General features: G+C 67.7%; 20 protein-coding genes. 16 read left to right on the top strand and 4 right to left on the bottom strand.

Going from position 1 to position 17,474, the window contains the following annotated elements:
* Positions 1 to 147 precede the first annotated feature (147 nt).
* Positions 148 to 1,620, top strand: coding sequence for a replicative DNA helicase (locus QNI11_RS08250; protein ID WP_100930786.1), 1,473 nt, complete (start codon positions 148 to 150; stop codon positions 1,618 to 1,620).
* 25 nt (positions 1,621 to 1,645) lie between these two features.
* On the opposite strand, the gene QNI11_RS08245 is transcribed toward QNI11_RS08250, so the two are convergent.
* Together QNI11_RS08245 and QNI11_RS08240 are read right to left on the bottom strand one after the other, a co-directional pair.
* Positions 1,646 to 2,533, bottom strand: a complete 888-nt coding sequence (locus QNI11_RS08245; protein ID WP_283983043.1) for a hypothetical protein — start codon at positions 2,531 to 2,533, stop codon at positions 1,646 to 1,648.
* 145 nt (positions 2,534 to 2,678) lie between these two features.
* Complete coding sequence (locus QNI11_RS08240) at positions 2,679 to 3,443, bottom strand: adenosylcobinamide-GDP ribazoletransferase (protein WP_283983042.1); 765 nt, start codon at positions 3,441 to 3,443, stop codon at positions 2,679 to 2,681.
* A gap of 108 nt (positions 3,444 to 3,551) precedes the next feature.
* On the opposite strand from QNI11_RS08240, the gene alr reads away from it, so the two are divergent.
* The 11 genes from alr (at position 3,552) to QNI11_RS08185 (ending at position 12,975) form a co-directional block, all read left to right on the top strand.
* Complete coding sequence (gene alr / locus QNI11_RS08235) at positions 3,552 to 4,589, top strand: alanine racemase (RefSeq protein WP_283983041.1); 1,038 nt, start codon at positions 3,552 to 3,554, stop codon at positions 4,587 to 4,589.
* Entirely contained in the window at positions 4,586 to 5,368 is a 783-nt protein-coding gene (locus QNI11_RS08230) for an ABC transporter permease (protein WP_100927000.1), read from the top strand. The genes alr and QNI11_RS08230 overlap by 4 nt, the downstream gene beginning before the upstream one ends.
* A 121-nt stretch (positions 5,369 to 5,489) precedes the next feature.
* On the top strand, positions 5,490 to 6,236 hold the full coding sequence (locus QNI11_RS08225; protein ID WP_283983040.1) for an ABC transporter ATP-binding protein: 747 nt from the start codon (positions 5,490 to 5,492) through the stop codon (positions 6,234 to 6,236).
* Positions 6,237 to 6,333: 97 nt separating this feature from the next.
* Entirely contained in the window at positions 6,334 to 6,720 is a 387-nt protein-coding gene (locus QNI11_RS08220) for a hypothetical protein (RefSeq protein ID WP_283983039.1), read from the top strand.
* A 47-nt stretch (positions 6,721 to 6,767) separates the two neighbouring features.
* Positions 6,768 to 7,211 carry a paraquat-inducible protein A gene (locus QNI11_RS08215; protein ID WP_283983490.1) on the top strand — a complete coding sequence of 148 codons (444 nt, stop codon included), beginning with the start codon at positions 6,768 to 6,770 and terminating at the stop codon, positions 7,209 to 7,211.
* Between the two features lie 198 nt (positions 7,212 to 7,409).
* Complete coding sequence (gene radA / locus QNI11_RS08210; protein WP_100927004.1) at positions 7,410 to 8,777, top strand: DNA repair protein RadA; 1,368 nt, start codon at positions 7,410 to 7,412, stop codon at positions 8,775 to 8,777.
* A gap of 48 nt (positions 8,778 to 8,825) precedes the next feature.
* The gene (locus QNI11_RS08205; protein ID WP_283983037.1) at positions 8,826 to 9,386 is read left to right on the top strand and encodes a CvpA family protein; all 561 of its coding nucleotides are present in this window, start codon (positions 8,826 to 8,828) and stop codon (positions 9,384 to 9,386) included.
* Between the two features lie 12 nt (positions 9,387 to 9,398).
* Positions 9,399 to 10,043 carry a hypothetical protein gene (locus QNI11_RS08200; protein WP_283983036.1) on the top strand — a complete coding sequence of 215 codons (645 nt, stop codon included), beginning with the start codon at positions 9,399 to 9,401 and terminating at the stop codon, positions 10,041 to 10,043.
* A 75-nt stretch (positions 10,044 to 10,118) separates the two neighbouring features.
* Complete coding sequence (gene purF / locus QNI11_RS08195; RefSeq protein WP_100927007.1) at positions 10,119 to 11,594, top strand: amidophosphoribosyltransferase; 1,476 nt, start codon at positions 10,119 to 10,121, stop codon at positions 11,592 to 11,594.
* Positions 11,595 to 11,927: 333 nt separating this feature from the next.
* The gene (locus QNI11_RS08190) at positions 11,928 to 12,479 is read left to right on the top strand and encodes a DUF2199 domain-containing protein (RefSeq protein WP_283983035.1); all 552 of its coding nucleotides are present in this window, start codon (positions 11,928 to 11,930) and stop codon (positions 12,477 to 12,479) included.
* Positions 12,480 to 12,711: 232 nt separating this feature from the next.
* Entirely contained in the window at positions 12,712 to 12,975 is a 264-nt protein-coding gene (locus QNI11_RS08185; protein WP_283983034.1) for a pilus assembly protein PilP, read from the top strand.
* Here QNI11_RS08185 and QNI11_RS08180 read toward each other — a convergent pair whose 3' ends face one another.
* On the bottom strand, positions 12,976 to 13,857 hold the full coding sequence (locus tag QNI11_RS08180) for a formate/nitrite transporter family protein (RefSeq protein WP_254698261.1): 882 nt from the start codon (positions 13,855 to 13,857) through the stop codon (positions 12,976 to 12,978).
* Positions 13,858 to 13,918: 61 nt separating this feature from the next.
* On the bottom strand, positions 13,919 to 14,227 hold the full coding sequence (locus QNI11_RS08175; protein ID WP_283983033.1) for a hypothetical protein: 309 nt from the start codon (positions 14,225 to 14,227) through the stop codon (positions 13,919 to 13,921).
* A gap of 125 nt (positions 14,228 to 14,352) precedes the next feature.
* Here QNI11_RS08175 and QNI11_RS08170 point away from each other — a divergent pair, with 125 nt between their 5' ends.
* The 4 genes from QNI11_RS08170 to QNI11_RS08155 all read left to right on the top strand — a co-directional run bounded on the left by QNI11_RS08170 (position 14,353) and on the right by QNI11_RS08155 (position 17,412).
* A complete protein-coding gene (locus QNI11_RS08170; protein WP_283983032.1) occupies positions 14,353 to 14,934 on the top strand; it encodes a hypothetical protein in 582 nt (193 codons plus the stop codon).
* 284 nt (positions 14,935 to 15,218) lie between these two features.
* A complete protein-coding gene (locus QNI11_RS08165) occupies positions 15,219 to 15,857 on the top strand; it encodes an SDR family oxidoreductase (protein ID WP_283983031.1) in 639 nt (212 codons plus the stop codon).
* Positions 15,858 to 15,988: 131 nt separating this feature from the next.
* Positions 15,989 to 16,774, top strand: coding sequence for a 5'/3'-nucleotidase SurE (surE, locus tag QNI11_RS08160; protein WP_283983030.1), 786 nt, complete (start codon positions 15,989 to 15,991; stop codon positions 16,772 to 16,774).
* Positions 16,771 to 17,412: a protein-L-isoaspartate(D-aspartate) O-methyltransferase gene (locus QNI11_RS08155; protein ID WP_100927015.1), complete on the top strand. Its 642-nt coding sequence runs from the start codon at positions 16,771 to 16,773 to the stop codon at positions 17,410 to 17,412. The genes surE and QNI11_RS08155 overlap by 4 nt, the downstream gene beginning before the upstream one ends.
* Positions 17,413 to 17,474: the final 62 nt, after the last annotated feature.

The following is a 17,474-nucleotide window of genomic DNA, read 5'->3' as shown; positions in this document are numbered from 1 at the left end:
GCCACTTTTGGCCTATCTTGCGATGTGGACCCTTTCTGTGACAAGATCATGTGGGGGCAGCGGTCCACCGCTTATCCCCAGAGATTTACACTCTGCACCCCGGAAATCCGGTTTGCTACACGGTCAGCCTGAGCAGTGGGGATGAAAATGAACGAGATAACGACGATCAATCCGACCGGCGTTCACGTCGACGCCGCCGAGACCATGCCGCACTCCATCGAGGCCGAACAGCAGCTTCTGGGTGCGATCCTGACCGACAACGACATCTTCGACCGCGTCGCGTCGATCATCCGGGCCGAGCATTTCTACGACCCGGTGCACACGCGAATCTTCGAGATCGCCGCCGCGCGCATCGCCAAGAACAACCTCGCCTCCCCGGTGACGCTCAAGGCCTTCATGGCCGACGACGAGGGTCTTCAGGAACTGGGCGGCGCGGCCTATCTCGCACGTCTTGCGGCCTCTGCCGTCTCCACCTTCGCGGTGCGGGACTATGCGCAGATGATCTATGACCTGTCGGTGCGCCGCGACCTGATCCGCCTCGGCCGCGAGATCTCCGACAAGGCTGCCAAGGTCGACGTCGCCTCCGAACCAAGGGAGCAGATCGTCGAGGCCGAGCAGAAGCTCTACAAGATGGCCGAGCAGGGCAACGCCGAGTCGGGCTTCCAGTCCTTCCTGCGCGCGGTGACGGAGGCGGTGAACGTCGCCAACGCCGCCTACCAGCGCGAAGGCGGTCTGGCGGGCATCTCCACCGGCCTCATTGACATGGACAAGAAGCTGGGAGGCCTGCACCCGTCCGACCTCCTGATCCTCGCGGGTCGTCCCTCCATGGGGAAGACCTCGCTCGCCACCAACATCGCCTTCAACATCGCCAAGGCCTACAAGAAGGGCACCCGTCCCGACGGCTCTGTCGGCGCGCTCGACGGCGGCGTGGTCGGGTTCTTCTCGCTCGAAATGAGCGCCGAGCAGCTGGCTGGCCGTATCCTCGCCGAGGCGTCCGAGATCTCGTCCCACAAGATCCGCCAGGGCGACATGGAGGAGCATGAGTTCCGCCGTTTCGTCGAGGCCGCCAAGGAATTGGAAGCCTGCCCGCTTTACATCGACGACACGCCTGCGCTGCCGATCAGCCAGGTCGCGGCCCGGTCGCGCCGCCTGAAGCGGACGCACGGGCTTGACCTCATCATCGTCGACTACCTGCAGCTTCTGCGCGGCACCGCCGAGAACCGCGTGCAGGAGATTGCGGAAATCTCCATGGGTCTCAAGGCGATAGCGAAGGAACTTAACATCCCGGTGATCGCGCTGTCGCAGCTGTCGCGCCAGGTGGAAAGCCGCGAGGACAAGCGGCCTCAGCTGTCCGACCTCCGGGAATCGGGCTCCATCGAGCAGGACGCCGACGTGGTGATGTTCGTGTTCCGCGAGGAATACTACGTGGAACGCGAAAAGCCCTCCGACGACCGGCTGGACGAGATGGTCGCCTGGCAGGAGCGCATGTCGCGCCTGCACGGCAAGGCCGAGGTCATCATCGGCAAGCAGCGTCACGGCCCCATCGGCACCGTGGAACTGTCGTTCGAAAGCCAGTTCACCCGCTTCGGCAACCTCGTGAAGCCCTGGCAAGAAGGCTGATCGCCACGGGCGCCGCGGGCCTGTGTCAGCGGCTGGTCTGCCCCAGGTAACTTGTCAGCAACCGGCTGTTGTAGGACGCCCGCCCGGCCTTCATCGCGTCGATCTCGCGTTGAGACTTGGCGGGCCGGTGTCCGACCGCCTGCGGCCTCGTGGCGGTGGCGAGACGCGGATCCGTCGGGGGCGATGCGCCGGAGGGGTCTCGCGACGCGCGGCCGTCCAAAGGCGGCCCCGGCTCCGGGGCGGTGCCCGGCTCCTGCTCAGCCTCGTCATCTGCCATGCCATAGTACACGGCCAATCCGGCCCCGATGACTGCGCCGGTCGCGATCACGGCCACGCCGACCAGCCCGGCCGCGGCGCCGAAGGTGACAGCCGCCACCGCAACCGCCGCGATGGCGATGATGCCGATGCCCAGCAGTCCCCAGCCGCGCGCATTGCTGCCCGGTCCGCCGCCCCGTTCCCGCTGCAGCGCCAGCCCGGCGCCCCGCATGAAGGTGTCTGCCGCCGCGCGCGCCGCCGCGCCGCCGGTCTCGACAACCGCACCGCCGCCGACCGTCCACAGCAGTTGCGCGGCGATGCTGCCCCCGGTCATGGCGCCCTGCGCCGCATCGGCCAGCACGCCGTCCCGGTTGCCCGCGCTGATGACGATCAGCCCGTTCACCAGGTCCGCAACGAAATCCGTGAGCAGGTTCATCATGCCCGCGCTCAAGTTGCCCATCGTCTTCAGCACGTTGACCAGCCCCGCCTCGAAGGCCGACCAGCCGACCAGTGCGGCCCCATGTATCGCGGCCATGACGGCGCCCGCCACGGGCACCCAGCCGCCAAGGGCCGCACCAAGGGGTTTGTAGGCGTCGACCGCCAGAAGGTTGAACACCAGCGTGTCGACCTGCGGGCGTGAAATTCCCGAGAAATCCATGTCAAATGTCTCCGCTTTGAAATGCGGAGAAGTGTACCGCTTCGCGGGGAACCGACAAAGTGCCCCCTTCCTGACTGACACAATTGTCAGGCAAACACGCCGCCTCAGTAGACCCGCCTGCACGCATTGGCACCGCTTTGCCGGGTCAGAGCACGACGGCCAGCCCCAGGTAGGTGCCAAGCTCGCCCAGCAGCGCCGCGCCGCCGAGGATTTCCGTGGTCCGCCCCCCCAGCCGCCTGAGCGCGAAGATCCGGAACGCCTGCCCCAGCGCGATGGCACCGATACCGGCGGCGACACCGGCCCACGCACCAGCCACGAACTCCAGCGCCAGCACGGCCAGTATCGTGCCCGCCAGCGCGACGCGGTAGCCGTCGGGCGTCACCCCGGGCAGCAGCACCTCCATCCCCCGCCTGCGGGCGGAGACGGTGCTTGCCGCGGTGTGCACCGCCGCCATGCGCCCCAGCCCCATCCCGGCAATCAGCGCCACCGCCGCCACGCCCGGCGTGAAGGACACCAGCAGGACCACCTTCAGCGCCAGCGTCAGGCCGACTGCCAGCGCGCCGCGTGGTCCCCCGCCCCGTGCCATGCGCGCCAGCACCGCGTCCCGGCCCGTCTCTCCGGCCAGCGCCTCCACCGCGACGGAAAGTCCCATCTCGTCGCGCACGCCGCTCAACAGCAGCATCGCGACCACGGCCACGAGCACGGCCGCCGCCTCCGGCAGGACCTGCGCCGCCAGCCACAGCACCGCCGCCCCGGCGCAGCCGACCAGCGCACCGATCACCGGGTGATACTTGACCGAGCGCACCAGCAGGTCCTCCGACACGTCTCCGCCCGCCGGGGGCACGAGCCGCGTGACCTCCCCCAGTGCCAGCCTGAACAGTTCGGCCTCCAGCCGCAGCGTGTCCTTCATGTGCCCTGCCTCGAACCCCTTTCCGGCCAAGCATATCCCCGCCCGTCCGGCGCATGAAGCCGCATTTCCCCCTTGACCCCAACATCCAACCTGCCAAAGACAGGCAACATGGCCATGGCGAAGCTGACAATCGACCTGGGCGCCCTGCGCGCCAACTGGACCGCCCTCGCCGCCCTGTCGGAGGGCGAGACGGGCGCCGTCGTCAAGGCGGACGCCTATGGCCTCGGTGCCGAGAAATGCGTGCCCGTTCTGGCCGCCGCCGGGGCGCGGACCTTCTTCGTGGCCGTCGCCGAGGAAGGCGCACGGCTGCGCCGCATCCTCGGCCCCGGCCCCGAGATCTGCGTGTTCTCCGGCCACATGCCCGGCGACCGCGACATGATCCGCGATGCCGACCTCGTGCCGATGATCAACTCCATCGACCAGATGCTGATGCACGTCGAAGGGTTGCCGGGCCATCCCTTCGGCATCCAGCTCGACAGCGGGATGAACCGCCTCGGGATGGAACCGGCCGAGTGGTCCGCCCTGCGCGACATCGCCCTCGCCCAGCACCCGCGGCTGGTGATGAGCCACCTCGCCTGCGCCGACGAGCCCGATCACCCGATGAATGCCCGCCAGCTGGCAGCCTTCCGCGAAATGACCGACGGCATCGACGCGCCGCGCTCCTTCGCGGCGACGGGCGGCATCCTGCTGGGGCCGGACTACCACTTCGACATGACGCGCCCTGGAGTGGGCCTCTACGGCGGCCTGCCCTTCGTCGACGCGCAGCCGGTCGTCAGCCTCGAGATCCCGGTGATCCAGACGCGCGACGTGTTGCCCGGCGAAACCGTCGGCTACGGCAACTCCTGGACCGCCGCCGCGCCGACCCGCGTCGCGACCATCGCCGGCGGCTATGCCGACGGCATCCACCGCGCCATGGGACCCGCCGCCCACGTCTGGGCCGGCGAGACGCGCTGCAAGATCCTCGGCCGCATCTCCATGGACCTGATCGCCGTCGACGTGACCGGCCTCGGCGAAGTGCCGGACCATGTCGAACTCATCGGCCTGCACCAGGGGATCGACACCCTCGCGGACTGGGCCGGCACCATCGGCTACGAGGTGCTCACCTCCTTCGGCGCGCGCTACGACCGCAGCTATACCGGCGCATGACGCTGCTGGCCCCCCTCGGCTGGCTGGGCCGCGCCCTGCTGCATTGGCTGGCCGCCATCGGCCGGGTCACGCGCTTCGGCCTCACTGCGCTCAGCCACACCGTCCGCCCCCCCTTCTACGCGGGCGAATTCGGCGCCGCGCTGATGAACGTGGGCTGGCTGTCGCTGCCGGTCGTGGGTCTCACCGCCGTCTTCACCGGCGCCGCACTCGCCCTGCAGATCTACTCGGGTGGCGCCCGCTTCAACGCCGAGGCCGTGGTGCCGCAGATCGTCGCCATCGGCATGGTGCGCGAACTGGGGCCGGTGCTGGTCGGCCTGATGATCGCCGCCCGCGTGACCTCCTCCATCGCAGCCGAGATCGCCACCATGAAGGTGACCGAACAGATCGACGCGCTGACGACCCTCTCCACCAACCCGATGAAATACCTCGTGGCGCCGCGCTTGCTCGCCGCACTGCTGGTGGTGCCCGCCCTCGTAGGCATCGGCGACGTGATCGGCATCTTCGGCGGCTACGCCGTGGCCACTGGCAGCCTCGGGTTCAACGCCGCCGCCTACCTGAAGAACACCGTGGATTTCCTCGAACCGCTGGACGTGGTCTCCAGCCTCGTCAAGGGCTGCGCCTTCGGCGGCATCGCGGCACTCATGGGCTGCTATTTCGGCATGATGTCGGGCCGCGGCGCGCAGGGCGTGGGCCGCGCCACCAAGGGCAGCGTGGAGGCCGCCGCCGTCCTGATCCTCGCCGCCAACTTCCTGCTGACCGGCGCCTTCTTCTCGCTATGACACTCGCGCCCGCCTCCACTCCAGAGACCCACCTCGCCATGCCGGGCGCGTCCTGCCGTTTCTCCGCTTTCGAAATACTCACTCCGACGGCTGCCGGTCCCGCAACGCACGGGTGCATGCGATGATCACGCTCAACGGCGTTACCAAGTCCTTCGGCCAGAACCATGTCCTGCAGGGCGTCGACCTTGAGATCGTGCAGGGCACCTCCATGGTGATCATCGGCGGCTCCGGCACCGGCAAGTCGGTGCTGCTGAAGTGCATCCTGGGCCTCGTCACGCCCGATGCAGGCACGATCACGCTCGACGGGCAGGACGTGACGACGCAAGACCGCGACGCCTTCCTCGCCCGCTTCGGCATGCTGTTCCAGGGCGGCGCGCTCTTCGATTCACTCACCGTCTGGCAGAACGTCGCCTTCCGCCTGCTGCGCGGCAGCCTTGCACGGCCAAAGGCCGAGGCCCGCGAGATCGCCATCGAGAAACTGCGCCGCGTCGGCCTGACACCCGATGTGGCCGACCGCTTCCCGGCCGAACTGTCGGGCGGCATGCAGAAACGCGTCGGCCTCGCCCGCGCCATCGCTGCAGAGCCCGAGATCATCTTCTTCGACGAACCGACCACAGGGCTCGACCCGATCATGGCCGGGGTCATCAACGACCTGATCCGCGAGATCGTGACCGAGATGGGCGCAACCGCCATGACGATCACCCACGACATGACCTCCGTCCGGGCGATTGCCGACAATGTCGCCATGCTCCACGGCGGCACCATCCGCTGGACCGGACCGGTGACCGAACTCGACCGCTCCGGCGACGCCCATGTGGACCAGTTCATCCACGGCCGCGCCAAAGGGCCGATCGCGGCGGTGCGCTGACACACGCGGGGACCCGCGTGACACCACGGAACGGATTGATTTTCTTCGGCCCATGGTGTCAATGCAGACCGACCGCCACCACCGCCCGGGAGACCTCATGAACAGCCTCCTCCAGCCCGACCCGGTGCTGCTCGGGTTCCTGTTCTTCAAGAAGTTCGTCTATCTCGAGGTCCTCGCCCTCCTGGCGCTGATCCGCGTGATCGCCGGGCGCGGCCTTGCCCGCTGGCCCGCGCTCATGACACTGGTGCTCTGCCTCGGCGGCATCGCCACGGTCTTCGCGCCCGCGCTCGGCCTGAACGAGGGCCCGCTTTACGTCACAGCCGCGCAGATGATGGCGGGCGGCGGCGGAATGGCGCCCCTGCTCGTTCCCTCCGCGATCTTCCTGATCTGCTCCATCACCCCCCGCGCCCGCTGGCGGATCATCGACGTGCTGCACCTCCTGATGCTGGTTGGCCTGCTTCTGGTGTGGTGGTGGGTCTCCTGACCGAACTGACCGAAGGCAGGCGGCGCAGAGCCCCGCCCTACACACCCATGCGCTACGTGAACCTCGCCTTCCTCGTCCTCTACCCGCTCTCGTGGTTTGCCCCGCTCCTGCGCGCCGGTCTGCTGCCGCTCTTCGGCATGTCCGAGATCTCGGTGATCTCCGGCCTGAGGTCGCTCTGGCAGACCGACATCTTCCTTGCCCTTGTCGTGACCCTGTTCGCCCTTGTCGCGCCGATGCTGAAGACGCTGGGTCTCGCGCTCCTTCAGTTCGACATTCTCGACCGGCGCGCGCTGCCGGCGCTCAACCTGCTCGGCAAGTTCGCCATGGCCGACATCTTCCTGATCGCGCTCTACGTGACCCTCGCCAAGGGCCTAGGCGTCGGGAGGGTGGAAACCGCCTGGGGCCTCTATTTCTTCACCGCTCTGATCCTCGGCTCCATCGTGCTGGGCGCGCTCGAGGCTCGTCGCACCCAAGGGGCTTGGGCCCGCTGACGCGGCCCGACCCGCGCAGACCATTCGCCTGCTTCCCCCGGAGGTACTCCGCCAAGGCGAGGACAAGGACCTCCGTCCATCATCCCGGGCCAACTGTCCTCGGGCGGCGCAGGGCGCCCCCCGCCAGCGAGGCGAAACCGTTCCCTTCCGCCGCGATCCCCGTTACATACGCGCTTCCGATCCCAGCGGAGGTTATTCATGGCAAAGGCCGTCAGCCGATTCGTCTGCCAGTCCTGCGGCAACGTCACCACCAAGTGGGCAGGCCGATGCGAGGCCTGCGGCGAATGGAACTGCATCCAGGAAGAAAAGCCGCTGTCGCAGGGCCCCGCCGGGAAGACCCTTGGCCAGTCGCGCGGGCGTGCCGTCCAGCTTTCCGATCTATCCAGCAAGGAGGCACCGCCGCCGCGCACCGCCTGCAAGCTCGACGAGCTTGACCGGGTGCTCGGCGGCGGCCTCGTGCCCGCCTCTGCCGTGCTGGTGGGAGGCGATCCGGGGATCGGGAAATCGACCCTCCTGCTGCAGGCCGCCGCGGCCTTTGCCAACGCCGGGCTGAAGGTCATCTACATCTCGGGCGAGGAAGCCTCGGCCCAGGTCAGGCTGCGTGCGCAGCGCCTCAACCTTGCCGAAGCGCCCGTCCGGCTCGCCACGGAGACCAACCTGCGCGACATCCTCACGACGCTGGACAAGGAGCGCCCCGACCTCGCCATCGTCGACTCGATCCAGACCATGTGGGCCGACAACGTGGATTCCTCGCCGGGCTCCGTGTCCCAGGTCCGGGCCGCGGCGCACGAACTGACGACATTCGCCAAGCGCACCGGTTCTGCCGTGATGATGGTCGGCCACGTCACCAAGGACGGACAGCTCGCCGGCCCGCGCGTGGTGGAACACATGGTCGACACGGTGCTGTATTTCGAGGGCGAGCGCGGCCACCAGTTCCGCATACTGCGCTCCGTCAAGAACCGCTTCGGCCCGGCGGACGAGATCGGCGTCTTCGAGATGACCGGCGGCGGGCTGGCGGAGGTGCCGAACCCCTCTGCCCTGTTCCTGGCCGAACGCGGAGAGCCCTCGCCCGGCTCGGTGGTCTTTGCCGGGATCGAGGGCACGCGCCCCGTGCTGGTGGAGTTCCAGGCCCTCGTTGCCCCCTCGCCCCACAGCCAGCCGCGCCGGTCGGTCGTCGGCTGGGACGGCAGCCGGCTGGCGATGATTCTCGCCGTGCTCGAATCGCGGGTCGGCATCCCGTTTGCGGGGCTCGACGTTTACCTCAACGTGGCAGGCGGCATGCGCGTGGGCGAACCAGCCGCCGATCTGGCTGTGGCCGCTGCGCTACTTTCCGCCCGCGAGGACGCGGCGCTGCCGCGCGAGACTGTCGTTTTCGGCGAAATCAGCCTATCGGGGGCGTTACGTCCGGTGGGTCAGACCGAAAATCGCTTGAAAGAAGCCGCCAAACTTGGTTTCTCCACCGCGATCCTGCCTTCGGGCGGCAAGGCGCAGGGTGGCCCATCCGTCAAGCTGACGCAGATGGCCGACCTGACCGGCTTTGTAGGAGAGGTCTTCGGCGCCGGATGAACCGGGCCGGCAGGCACATACGGGAAAAGAACGCGAAGAGGCAGGCCCATGGAAGGATTTACGATCGTCGACGGTATCGTGGCGGCCATCGTCGTGATGTCGGCGCTGCTGGCCTATTCGCGCGGGCTCGTGCGGGAGGCCATGGCCATCGTCGGCTGGATCGTCGCCGCCATCCTCGCCTTCATGTTCGCGGCCCAGGTGCAGCCGCTGGTCAAGGAACTGCCCGTCGTCGGCGAATTCCTGTCCGACAGCTGCGAATTGTCGATCATCGCCGCCTTCGCCGCCGTCTTCACGGTGGCCCTGCTGATCGTGTCGCTGTTCACGCCGCTCTTCTCCTCGCTGATCCAGCGCTCCGCGCTTGGCGGGCTCGATCAGGCGCTCGGGTTCTTCTTCGGTGTGGCGCGGGGCATCCTCCTCGTGGCCATCGCCTTCTTCGTCTACGAAACCGTCATCACCGCGCAGGACGTGGCGATGATCGACGACAGCCGTTCCGCCGCCGTCTTCAGCCAGTTCAGCGGCAGGATCGAAGAACAGAACCCCGAGCAGGCGCTTGGCTGGATCACCGCCCAGTACGAGCAGCTCGTGGGCGTCTGCGACGCGCCGACGTAAGCCGTGCCGCCTGTGACCGCGACAGACTTGCAGTCCGGCTGGCAGGCACACTGGCACGACATCCTCGACAACCACCCCGAGGCCACGGAACAGCGGCCGGATCCGCTGCCGCCCTTCGACCGCGATGTCCGCCTGCATTTCGGCATCTGGCGCCTGCCCGCTGCCGCCCGTGCTGCGGCCTTCGCTCCCCTGCCGGAAGGCGCGGCACTGGGAGAGCGGGCCGCGCTCTGGCCGCTCGATCTGCGCAGACTGCCCCGAAACGAGGCACATGCGCTGCTTCAGGCGGCGGTGGCGGGGCTCCGCCTGTTCGGCCTCGAAGCGCCCGAAAGCGATGCCCCGATCCTTTTCGAGACACCCTTCCCCCAAGCCCTGGAGGGTACGGACGCGGCCACGATCAACATGGACGATGCGCTCTGGAATATGGCCGCGGCCCGCTCTCCGGCGCACGAGGCGGCGCTGGCCTTCCTGTCAGAGCCGCTCTACCGCGCCGCGGACAGCTACGACGTGGCGCACTGGTTGATGTGGCCACTGGTCGCACCTGCCGATGCGCCCGACGTCTACCACCCCTTCGCCCTGCTCCGCGCGGGGGGCTGGGCGACCGGATGGCGCAGCGACGGGACCCTTCTGCTGGTTGAAACGGACATTTCTCACGCATAGTTTTGTGATCCTTCCGTGACACTTCACCGCCAAGCCCGTATGAGGGGCGCGAACAGCCCCGGATTCGGAGACACCATGTCCGACGCCACCTTCTTTCCAGCAAACCCATTCGACGCCGGAGACGACAAGCTGCACGAAGAGTGCGGCGTGTTCGGCGTGGTGGGCGTGACCGATGCCGCAAACTTCGTGGCGCTCGGCCTGCACGCCCTCCAGCACCGCGGACAGGAGGCAGGCGGCATCGTCTCCTACCATCCGGAAACCGGGTTCAACTCGGCGCGGCGCTTCGGCTACGTCCGCGACAATTTCACCCGGCAGTCGCTGATGGACACGCTGCCGGGGCAACTCGCCATCGGCCACGTGCGCTACTCCACCGCCGGATCGAAGTCCGCCGCCATCCGCGACGTGCAGCCCTTCTTCGGCGAGTTTTCCATGGGCGGCGCGGCCATAGCGCACAACGGCAATATCACAAACGCCGATGCGCTCCGCCGCGAACTGATCGAGCGCGGCTCGATCTTCCAGTCGTCCTCCGACAGCGAATGCATTATCCACCTGATGGCCCGCTCGCTCCAGCGCGACATCCCCGCCCGGATGGAAGACGCGCTGCGCCGGGTCGAGGGCGCCTTCTCCGTCGTCGCCATGACCCGCACCAAGCTGATCGGCGTGCGCGACCCGCTGGGTGTACGCCCGCTGGTGCTCGGCAAGGTGGCGGACGGCTGGGTGCTGTCGTCGGAAACCTGCGCGCTGGACATCATCGGCGCCGAATACGTGCGCGAGATCGACCCGGGCGAGATGGTCGTGATCACCGCCGATAAGGGCGTCGAATCGATCCGCCCCTTCCGCCCGGCCAAATCGCGCTTCTGCATCTTCGAACACGTCTACTTCTCGCGCCCCGATTCGATCATCGGCAACCGCTCGGTCTACGAGACGCGCCGCCAGATCGGCGTGGAACTGGCCCGCGAAACCCCGGTGGAGGCGGATCTCGTCTGTCCCGTCCCGGACAGCGGCACACCGGCGGCCATCGGCTTCGCCGCCGAATCCGGCATCCCCTACGGCATGGGCATCGTGCGCAACCAGTACATGGGCCGCACCTTCATCGAGCCGACCGAACAGATCCGCAACATGGGCGTCCGGCTGAAGCTGAACGTCAACCGCGCGCTGATCCAGGGCAAGAAGGTGATCCTCGTCGACGATTCCGTCGTCCGCGGCACCACCTCCCGCAAGATCAAGGAGATGATCCTCGATGCGGGCGCGGCCGAAGTCCACTTCCGCATCGCCTCGCCGCCGACCGCCTGGCCGTGCTTCTACGGCGTGGACACACCGCAGCGCGAAAAGCTCTTGGCCGCGACCATGTCGGAGGACGAGATGCGCGACCACCTCGGCGTCGACAGCCTGAAGTTCATCTCGCTCGACGGCCTCTACCGTGCCGTGGGCGAGGCCGAGGGCCGCAACGCCAAGTGCCCGCAGTACTGCGACGCCTGCTTCTCCGGCGAATACCCGGTGGAACCGGCAGACATGCTACAGAAGGGCTTCAAGATGAAGGCGGCCGAATAGGTCAGCAATAGCCGTCGGATCCGGATGCAGACGACATCCGGACCGGCCCTCCCTAGACGGGCCTGCGGCCAGCAGCGGCCAGAAAGGCCGAAACACAAATCCGCCGCGCGCTCACCCATACGCGTCGCCGCAAACCCGTCCAAGTGCCCCGCGCTTCTCCCTCATCACCTTCGGTGCTGCCGACAAGGCGCACCGCCGTGCCATTCGCACCGCCAACCGGCCCGCGGTCGAACCACCTTCCCCCGCTTCTCTGCTGCAAAAATACTCCCGCCGGAGGCATCCCGTCCGCTCCAGACGCGCAACGCCCCGGTCCGCATCCCACAAGGTCCGCCCATGTCCCTCCTCGCCCTCGACGCCCGCTGGCGCCGCCTCAACGACCCCGACCGCGCCTGCCCATGCTGCGGCCGCACCTTTGGCGGGGTCTTCGACATCGGTTTCGAGGAGCCGGAGGACTGGCCGCATTCGCCGCGCATCGACGACGATGTCACCGTCGGGAACGACCGCCTCACCGCCGAACTCTGCCGCATCGACAGCCGCCACTTCCTGCGCGCCGTTCTGCCTCTGCCGATCCGTGGCGCCGATGAAACCTTCCACTTCGGCCTCTGGGTCGAGGTCTCGGCAGAAACCTTCCACGACTACGTCGCCACCTTCGACACCCCTCGACCGTTTGCAGGCGAGGGACTGACCGCCAACACCCTCCCCGGGTTCGAGGATGAAACCGGGACAGCCGTCACCCTGACGGCCACTGACGTCAGCCAGCGCCCCGTTGCAACTGCAACTGATGGCCCATTGGCCGAGGCTCAGGCGCAGGGAATCGGCTTTGACGACCTGCTCGACATCTACGCCGCCTCCGGAAACGACATCCGCCCGCACCTGACGGCCTGACCCCGGTTCGCCAAAGCCTCCAAAACGCGGCGCAGATCCGCCGAGGCGCCCAGACGGGTTGGCGGGCGGGCGCCTTCGGCCGGAGGCCGAACAGTCCCGCCAAGCCGATCCGGCAAGCTTGTGCCCATGTCGCACCCCCTTCCGGCAACCCGCCGCACAGCGCCTTCAGCCCCGCTTTCGCAGGCCACGAAGCCCGTGTACGCGCGCCTCTCCACTCAGAGGAGACGCTGACATGGCACAGGAACAGTCATCGCAGAAGGTCGCACAGCTCGCCACGCAGCAGGCGTCGGGCAGCCTGGACGCGCTCATCCTGCTCGGCACCTTCGGGTCCGGCGAACGGCCGCGCGCCCTTGTGCGCACGCCGGACGGCAAGGTCGTCGAACTCAAGGTCGGCGACCGCATCGGCCGCGACCCGATCATCGCGATCGAGGACGGGCGCCTCGCGCTCTCGGGCAATGGCCGCACCCGCTGGATGACCCAGCCGGTCGTGCAGTGATCACTCCACCTCGACCTCGTTGCGCACCTGCCCCCAGACCAGCAGCGTGAAGACGGCGGTTCCGCCGGCCACGTTGCCCGCCAGAACCGGCAGGAAATAGACCAGGGCCGCGTCGGCGAAGCGCATTTCGCCGACCCACACCAAGAGGCCCGCCTCGACCGATCCGGCGATCACATGGGCGAAACCGGCGGCGGTGATCAACCAGGTCAGGACCATGACCACGAAGAACGACCCGCCGTTGCGTGTCGCGGGCAGGATCCACACCAGCGCCGCGATGATCAGACCGGCGGGCATCGCACGGACGAAGTTCTGCGTCGCCGTTCCTTCGACGGCGTGATGCGAGACGGCGATCAGCGCCTCCATCACATCGGGCTGCACGACGAACGGCAGCGTCAAAAAGCCGGAGGCCACCACGCAGCCGACGATATTGGCGCAGAGCACCACGGCCCAGAGCCGCAACAGCTTCAAGAGGCATGTGAGGGAGCGGTCCGCCACCACCGGCAGCACCGTGGTGATCGTGTTTTCGGTAAAAAGCTGCATCCGCCCGAAGATCACCACCATGAAGCCGACCGAATAGCCCAGCCCCTCTACCAGCAGCGCCCAGTCGGCCTCCGGCAGGCGGCTCTTCAGCACGGCCTGCGTCAGGACCGAGAGGCTGATGAGCACCCCGGCCGCCAGGCCCGACCAGACAAGCGACGCCACGGGCCGCTGCAGTTCCTCGTCACCGTCGCGCCGGATGACCTCGTAGATCAGGCGGGCCGACAGGCGGCTCGCCTCCGTTACATGCGATTCGTCGGAATGGCTGCGCACCGCCTCCTGTTCGGCTTCGGGGTCCAGGTCCTGGTGCTGATCCGGGGTCTCGCCCCGCCGCGGTGCGGTCATGTCATGGTCTTGCATGACACGTGAACCACGATCCCGGGCTTTGGTTCCCACAGCCCCTGCATCAGCTTGTCACGTCCCTGCAGCGCGTCCAGCGCACCGGGGCCGCGCTGCCGAAAGCCACGTCCACCTCCTCTTCCGACAACTGGAGGATCACCACCGTGTCGCCCGCGCCCGGCTCGCCCGCCGGTGTCTCGAATTCATAGCGATGGCGGCTGTAGCGTCCCGGCACCTCCGTGCCGCCCGGAGTGACCACCGTGGGGCCGAGGATGGTCAGCGACCGTCCGTCCGGCCCGCACCAATCGCCGCTGATCTCGTCCGCCAGCGCGGCACCGGGACCCAGCATCATCAGGACAATCATCAAACCGCGCATTCCGGCACTCCCCTCGCAACCCGGGCCACTCTGCAACAGGCGGTGCGTCCGTGCCAGTCAGAACCGCACGGTCCCTCGCCAAAGGCAATCGTGTCCGTCTAGTCTGCGGCGAAAAGGGAAAGATCATGACGGCCGCCGCGCGCATCACCCTCGAAGCCACCGACACGGCACAGGAAATCTCGTTCCTGATGCGCCCGAAGCGTCATCTCTGGGTCAGCCTGTTTCTCTGCATCTGGCTGGCCATCGCTTCCGGGGCGTGGCTTCTCGCGCTGTGGGAGACGCTCTCCGCCCCCGTGCCGGTCGTGGGCTTCCTGGGCCTCTGGCTTGCGGCATGGACGGCGGGCTGCCTTGGCGCACTGACGCTCCTTCTGTGGCTCAACATCGGAGAGGAACGCCTGATCGTCACGCCGGAGACCGTGACCGTCACGCGCAGCATCCCCTTCTGGCGCCGCTCGACCCGCTGCGACGGCGATGCGGTGACGGGATTGCGTGCGGGCCCGACCGAGAGTGCCTGGCCGCAGGACGCAAAGCGCTCACCCGGGCTCTGGGCACCGCGGAAGGCGGGCACGATCAAGTTTGACTACGGGCGGTACGTCATCGGGTTCGGCCTGGGCCTCGACACACAGGAGGCCCGCAAGGTGGTCGATCACATTCTGCGCCACTTCCCGCAATACGGACCGATCGAGCGTGACCGCGCCGCCGGGTGACCCGCGCCTCGGCAGAAAGCATCAAGAATGGCTCTCAACAGACTGATTTATAAACATATTTTACCCTAAATCTCAGACGAAGCCCCTGAACTTCGGTAGCGAAAGGGCAGCCAACGGCAAAGCGTCACGCGGTCGCACGCCATCCACGCCGACACGAAAAACACCGCACAACCTACTGAAATAAATAAATTTCCCAAAGAACCAGACGACACACACCGGACGTCGCCCGACAGCCCCCCGCGCCGCGGCTTGACGGAGCGCCAAATCCCGGCCAAACGGTCGGCATGACCCAGATCGCCCTCATCACCGGCGCCTCGCGCGGCCTTGGCTATGCCCTCGCGGAGGCGCTCGCGCCCGAGTATCACATCGTCGCCGTCGCCCGCACCGTGGGCGGGCTGGAAGAGCTCGACGATGCCATCAAGGCGAAGGGCGGCGCGGCGACGCTTGCGCCGATGGACGTGACCGACCGCAACGCCATGGCCCAACTCTGCCGCTCCGTGCACGACCGCTGGGGCGGCGTGGCGCTCTGGGCGCACACGGCGGTGCACACCGGCCCGCTGACGCCGACCTGGCAGCTCGACCCGAAGGACTGGGACCGCTCCATGGCGACCAACGCGCATGCCATGGGCCACCTGATCCCCTACATCGCGCCGCTCCTCGGCACCGACGGCACCGCGCTGTTCTTTGACGATCCGAAGGGGGGCGAAAAGTTCTACGGCCATTACGGCGCGTCGAAGGCCGCGCAGATCGCCGTGGCGCGAAGCTGGGCCGCCGAGACGGTGAAGACCGGCCCGAAGGTGCGCATCCTGACGCCCGGACCGATGGCCACCGCCGTCCGCGCGCGCTTCCACCCCGGTGAGGAGCGCGACATGCTCGCCACGCCCGCCGACGAGGCGCGCCGCCTGCTCGCCGAACTCGGGTAACGCGCACTTTTTCAACTGCCCAAAGGCCCTGCCTGTCCCCCACCGGACACGGCCCGCCACGGTCGGCGCCCCGCCGCTTGCCCCGCCTGCCCCCTTCGCTTAAGGACGATGCAAAGCGAACGGGCAGGCTCATGCGCATCCTCATCACCAACGACGACGGCATCAACGCCCCGGGGCTCAAGGTGCTGGAACAGATCGCGGCCGAGCTCGCCGGGCCGGACGGCGAGGTCTGGACCGTCGCCCCCGCCTTCGAACAGTCCGGCGTCGGCCACTGCATCAGCTACGCCCATCCGACGATGATCTCCGAACTCGGGCCGCGCCGCTATGCCGCGGAGGGCAGCCCCGCCGACTGCGTGCTGGCCGGCGTGCACCATGTCCTGAAGGACACGCCCCCCGACCTCGTGCTGTCTGGCGTGAACCGGGGCAACAACTCGGCCGAGAACGCGCTTTATTCCGGCACGCTCGGCGGTGCCATGGAGGGTGCGCTGCAAGGCCTGCCCGCAGTCGCGCTGTCGCAGTACCTCGGGCCCGAAAACTACCGCATAGACGACCCCTTCGAGGGCGCGGCGCAGTTCGGCGCGCATGTCCTGCGCAAGATCCTCTCCTTCGACACGGGTGAACAGGACGGCTACCGGCTGTTCTACAACGTGAACTTTCCCCCGGTCCCGGCGTCCGGCGTGAAGGGCATCGTCGCCGCCCCGCAAGGGGTGCGCGAGAACACCCGTTTCACCGTAGAATCCCAGCTTTCGCCGTCGGGGCGCCGGTTCCTCTGGGCGAAGGGCGGCGACCAGCGTGCCCCTGTGGCCGAAGGCACCGACGCCGCCGTCAACCTCGACGGCTGGATCTCCGTCACTCCGATGCGGGCCGACCTGACCTGCACCACGGCCCTGAAGGCGTTGCGGGACGCCTTCGCATGACGTTCGACGCCGAGGCAAAGATGCAGTTCCTTTTCGCCCTGCGCTCCAAGGGCGTGACCGACAAGGCCGTGCTCTCGGCGATGGAGAAGATCGACCGCGGCCTGTTCATCCAGGGCTATTTCACTGACCGCGCCTACGAGGACATGCCGCTGCCGATTGCCTGCGGCCAGACCATTTCGCAGCCCTCCGTCGTGGGACTGATGACGCAGGCGCTGAACGTCGGCCCGCGCGACAAGGTATTGGAGGTCGGCACCGGCTCCGGCTACCAGGCCGCGATCCTCAGCCAGCTGGCCCGGCGGGTCTATACCGTCGACCGGCACAAGCGGCTGGTCGCCGCCGCGCGCAAGGTTTTCGACGCGCTGGAACTGGCCAATATCACCGCCTTTACCGCCGACGGCTCCTTCGGGCTGGCCGATCAGGCGCCATTCGATCGCATCCTCGTGACTGCCGCCGCCGAAGACCCGCCCGGGCCGCTCTTGGCGCAATTGAAGATTGGCGGTATCATGGTGGTGCCCGTAGGGCAGTCGGACACCGTGCAGCACCTGATCCGGGTCACCCGGACGGAAAACGGCTTCGACTATGACGAGTTGCGGCCCGTACGCTTCGTGCCGCTGGTGGAAGGGCTGGGAAAGGACTAAGAGGGTCCCGACCGCATCAGCCTGTACCGAGATCACAGGCGTGACGCCCCGGAACAACAAGG

Source organism: Sagittula sp. MA-2, assembly GCF_030126985.1.
GTDB lineage: Bacteria > Pseudomonadota > Alphaproteobacteria > Rhodobacterales > Rhodobacteraceae > Sagittula.
Note: the sequence above shows the minus strand (reverse complement) of the source record. Positions and strands in the feature narration are given on the sequence as shown.

Excerpts from the sequence above, each read along its gene's own strand:
- QNI11_RS08250 (WP_100930786.1), top strand. The coding sequence starts at position 148 with ATGAACGAGATAACGACGATCAATCCGACCGGCGTTCACGTCGACGCC.
- QNI11_RS08245 (WP_283983043.1), bottom strand. The coding sequence starts at position 2,533 with ATGGATTTCTCGGGAATTTCACGCCCGCAGGTCGACACGCTGGTGTTC.
- QNI11_RS08240 (WP_283983042.1), bottom strand. The coding sequence starts at position 3,443 with ATGAAGGACACGCTGCGGCTGGAGGCCGAACTGTTCAGGCTGGCACTG.
- alr (WP_283983041.1), top strand. The coding sequence starts at position 3,552 with ATGGCCATGGCGAAGCTGACAATCGACCTGGGCGCCCTGCGCGCCAAC.
- QNI11_RS08230 (WP_100927000.1), top strand. The coding sequence starts at position 4,586 with ATGACGCTGCTGGCCCCCCTCGGCTGGCTGGGCCGCGCCCTGCTGCAT.
- QNI11_RS08225 (WP_283983040.1), top strand. The coding sequence starts at position 5,490 with ATGATCACGCTCAACGGCGTTACCAAGTCCTTCGGCCAGAACCATGTC.
- QNI11_RS08220 (WP_283983039.1), top strand. The coding sequence starts at position 6,334 with ATGAACAGCCTCCTCCAGCCCGACCCGGTGCTGCTCGGGTTCCTGTTC.
- QNI11_RS08215 (WP_283983490.1), top strand. The coding sequence starts at position 6,768 with ATGCGCTACGTGAACCTCGCCTTCCTCGTCCTCTACCCGCTCTCGTGG.
- radA (WP_100927004.1), top strand. The coding sequence starts at position 7,410 with ATGGCAAAGGCCGTCAGCCGATTCGTCTGCCAGTCCTGCGGCAACGTC.
- QNI11_RS08205 (WP_283983037.1), top strand. The coding sequence starts at position 8,826 with ATGGAAGGATTTACGATCGTCGACGGTATCGTGGCGGCCATCGTCGTG.
- purF (WP_100927007.1), top strand. The coding sequence starts at position 10,119 with ATGTCCGACGCCACCTTCTTTCCAGCAAACCCATTCGACGCCGGAGAC.
- QNI11_RS08190 (WP_283983035.1), top strand. The coding sequence starts at position 11,928 with ATGTCCCTCCTCGCCCTCGACGCCCGCTGGCGCCGCCTCAACGACCCC.
- QNI11_RS08185 (WP_283983034.1), top strand. The coding sequence starts at position 12,712 with ATGGCACAGGAACAGTCATCGCAGAAGGTCGCACAGCTCGCCACGCAG.
- QNI11_RS08180 (WP_254698261.1), bottom strand. The coding sequence starts at position 13,857 with ATGACCGCACCGCGGCGGGGCGAGACCCCGGATCAGCACCAGGACCTG.
- QNI11_RS08175 (WP_283983033.1), bottom strand. The coding sequence starts at position 14,227 with ATGCGCGGTTTGATGATTGTCCTGATGATGCTGGGTCCCGGTGCCGCG.
- QNI11_RS08170 (WP_283983032.1), top strand. The coding sequence starts at position 14,353 with ATGACGGCCGCCGCGCGCATCACCCTCGAAGCCACCGACACGGCACAG.
- QNI11_RS08165 (WP_283983031.1), top strand. The coding sequence starts at position 15,219 with ATGACCCAGATCGCCCTCATCACCGGCGCCTCGCGCGGCCTTGGCTAT.
- surE (WP_283983030.1), top strand. The coding sequence starts at position 15,989 with ATGCGCATCCTCATCACCAACGACGACGGCATCAACGCCCCGGGGCTC.
- QNI11_RS08155 (WP_100927015.1), top strand. The coding sequence starts at position 16,771 with ATGACGTTCGACGCCGAGGCAAAGATGCAGTTCCTTTTCGCCCTGCGC.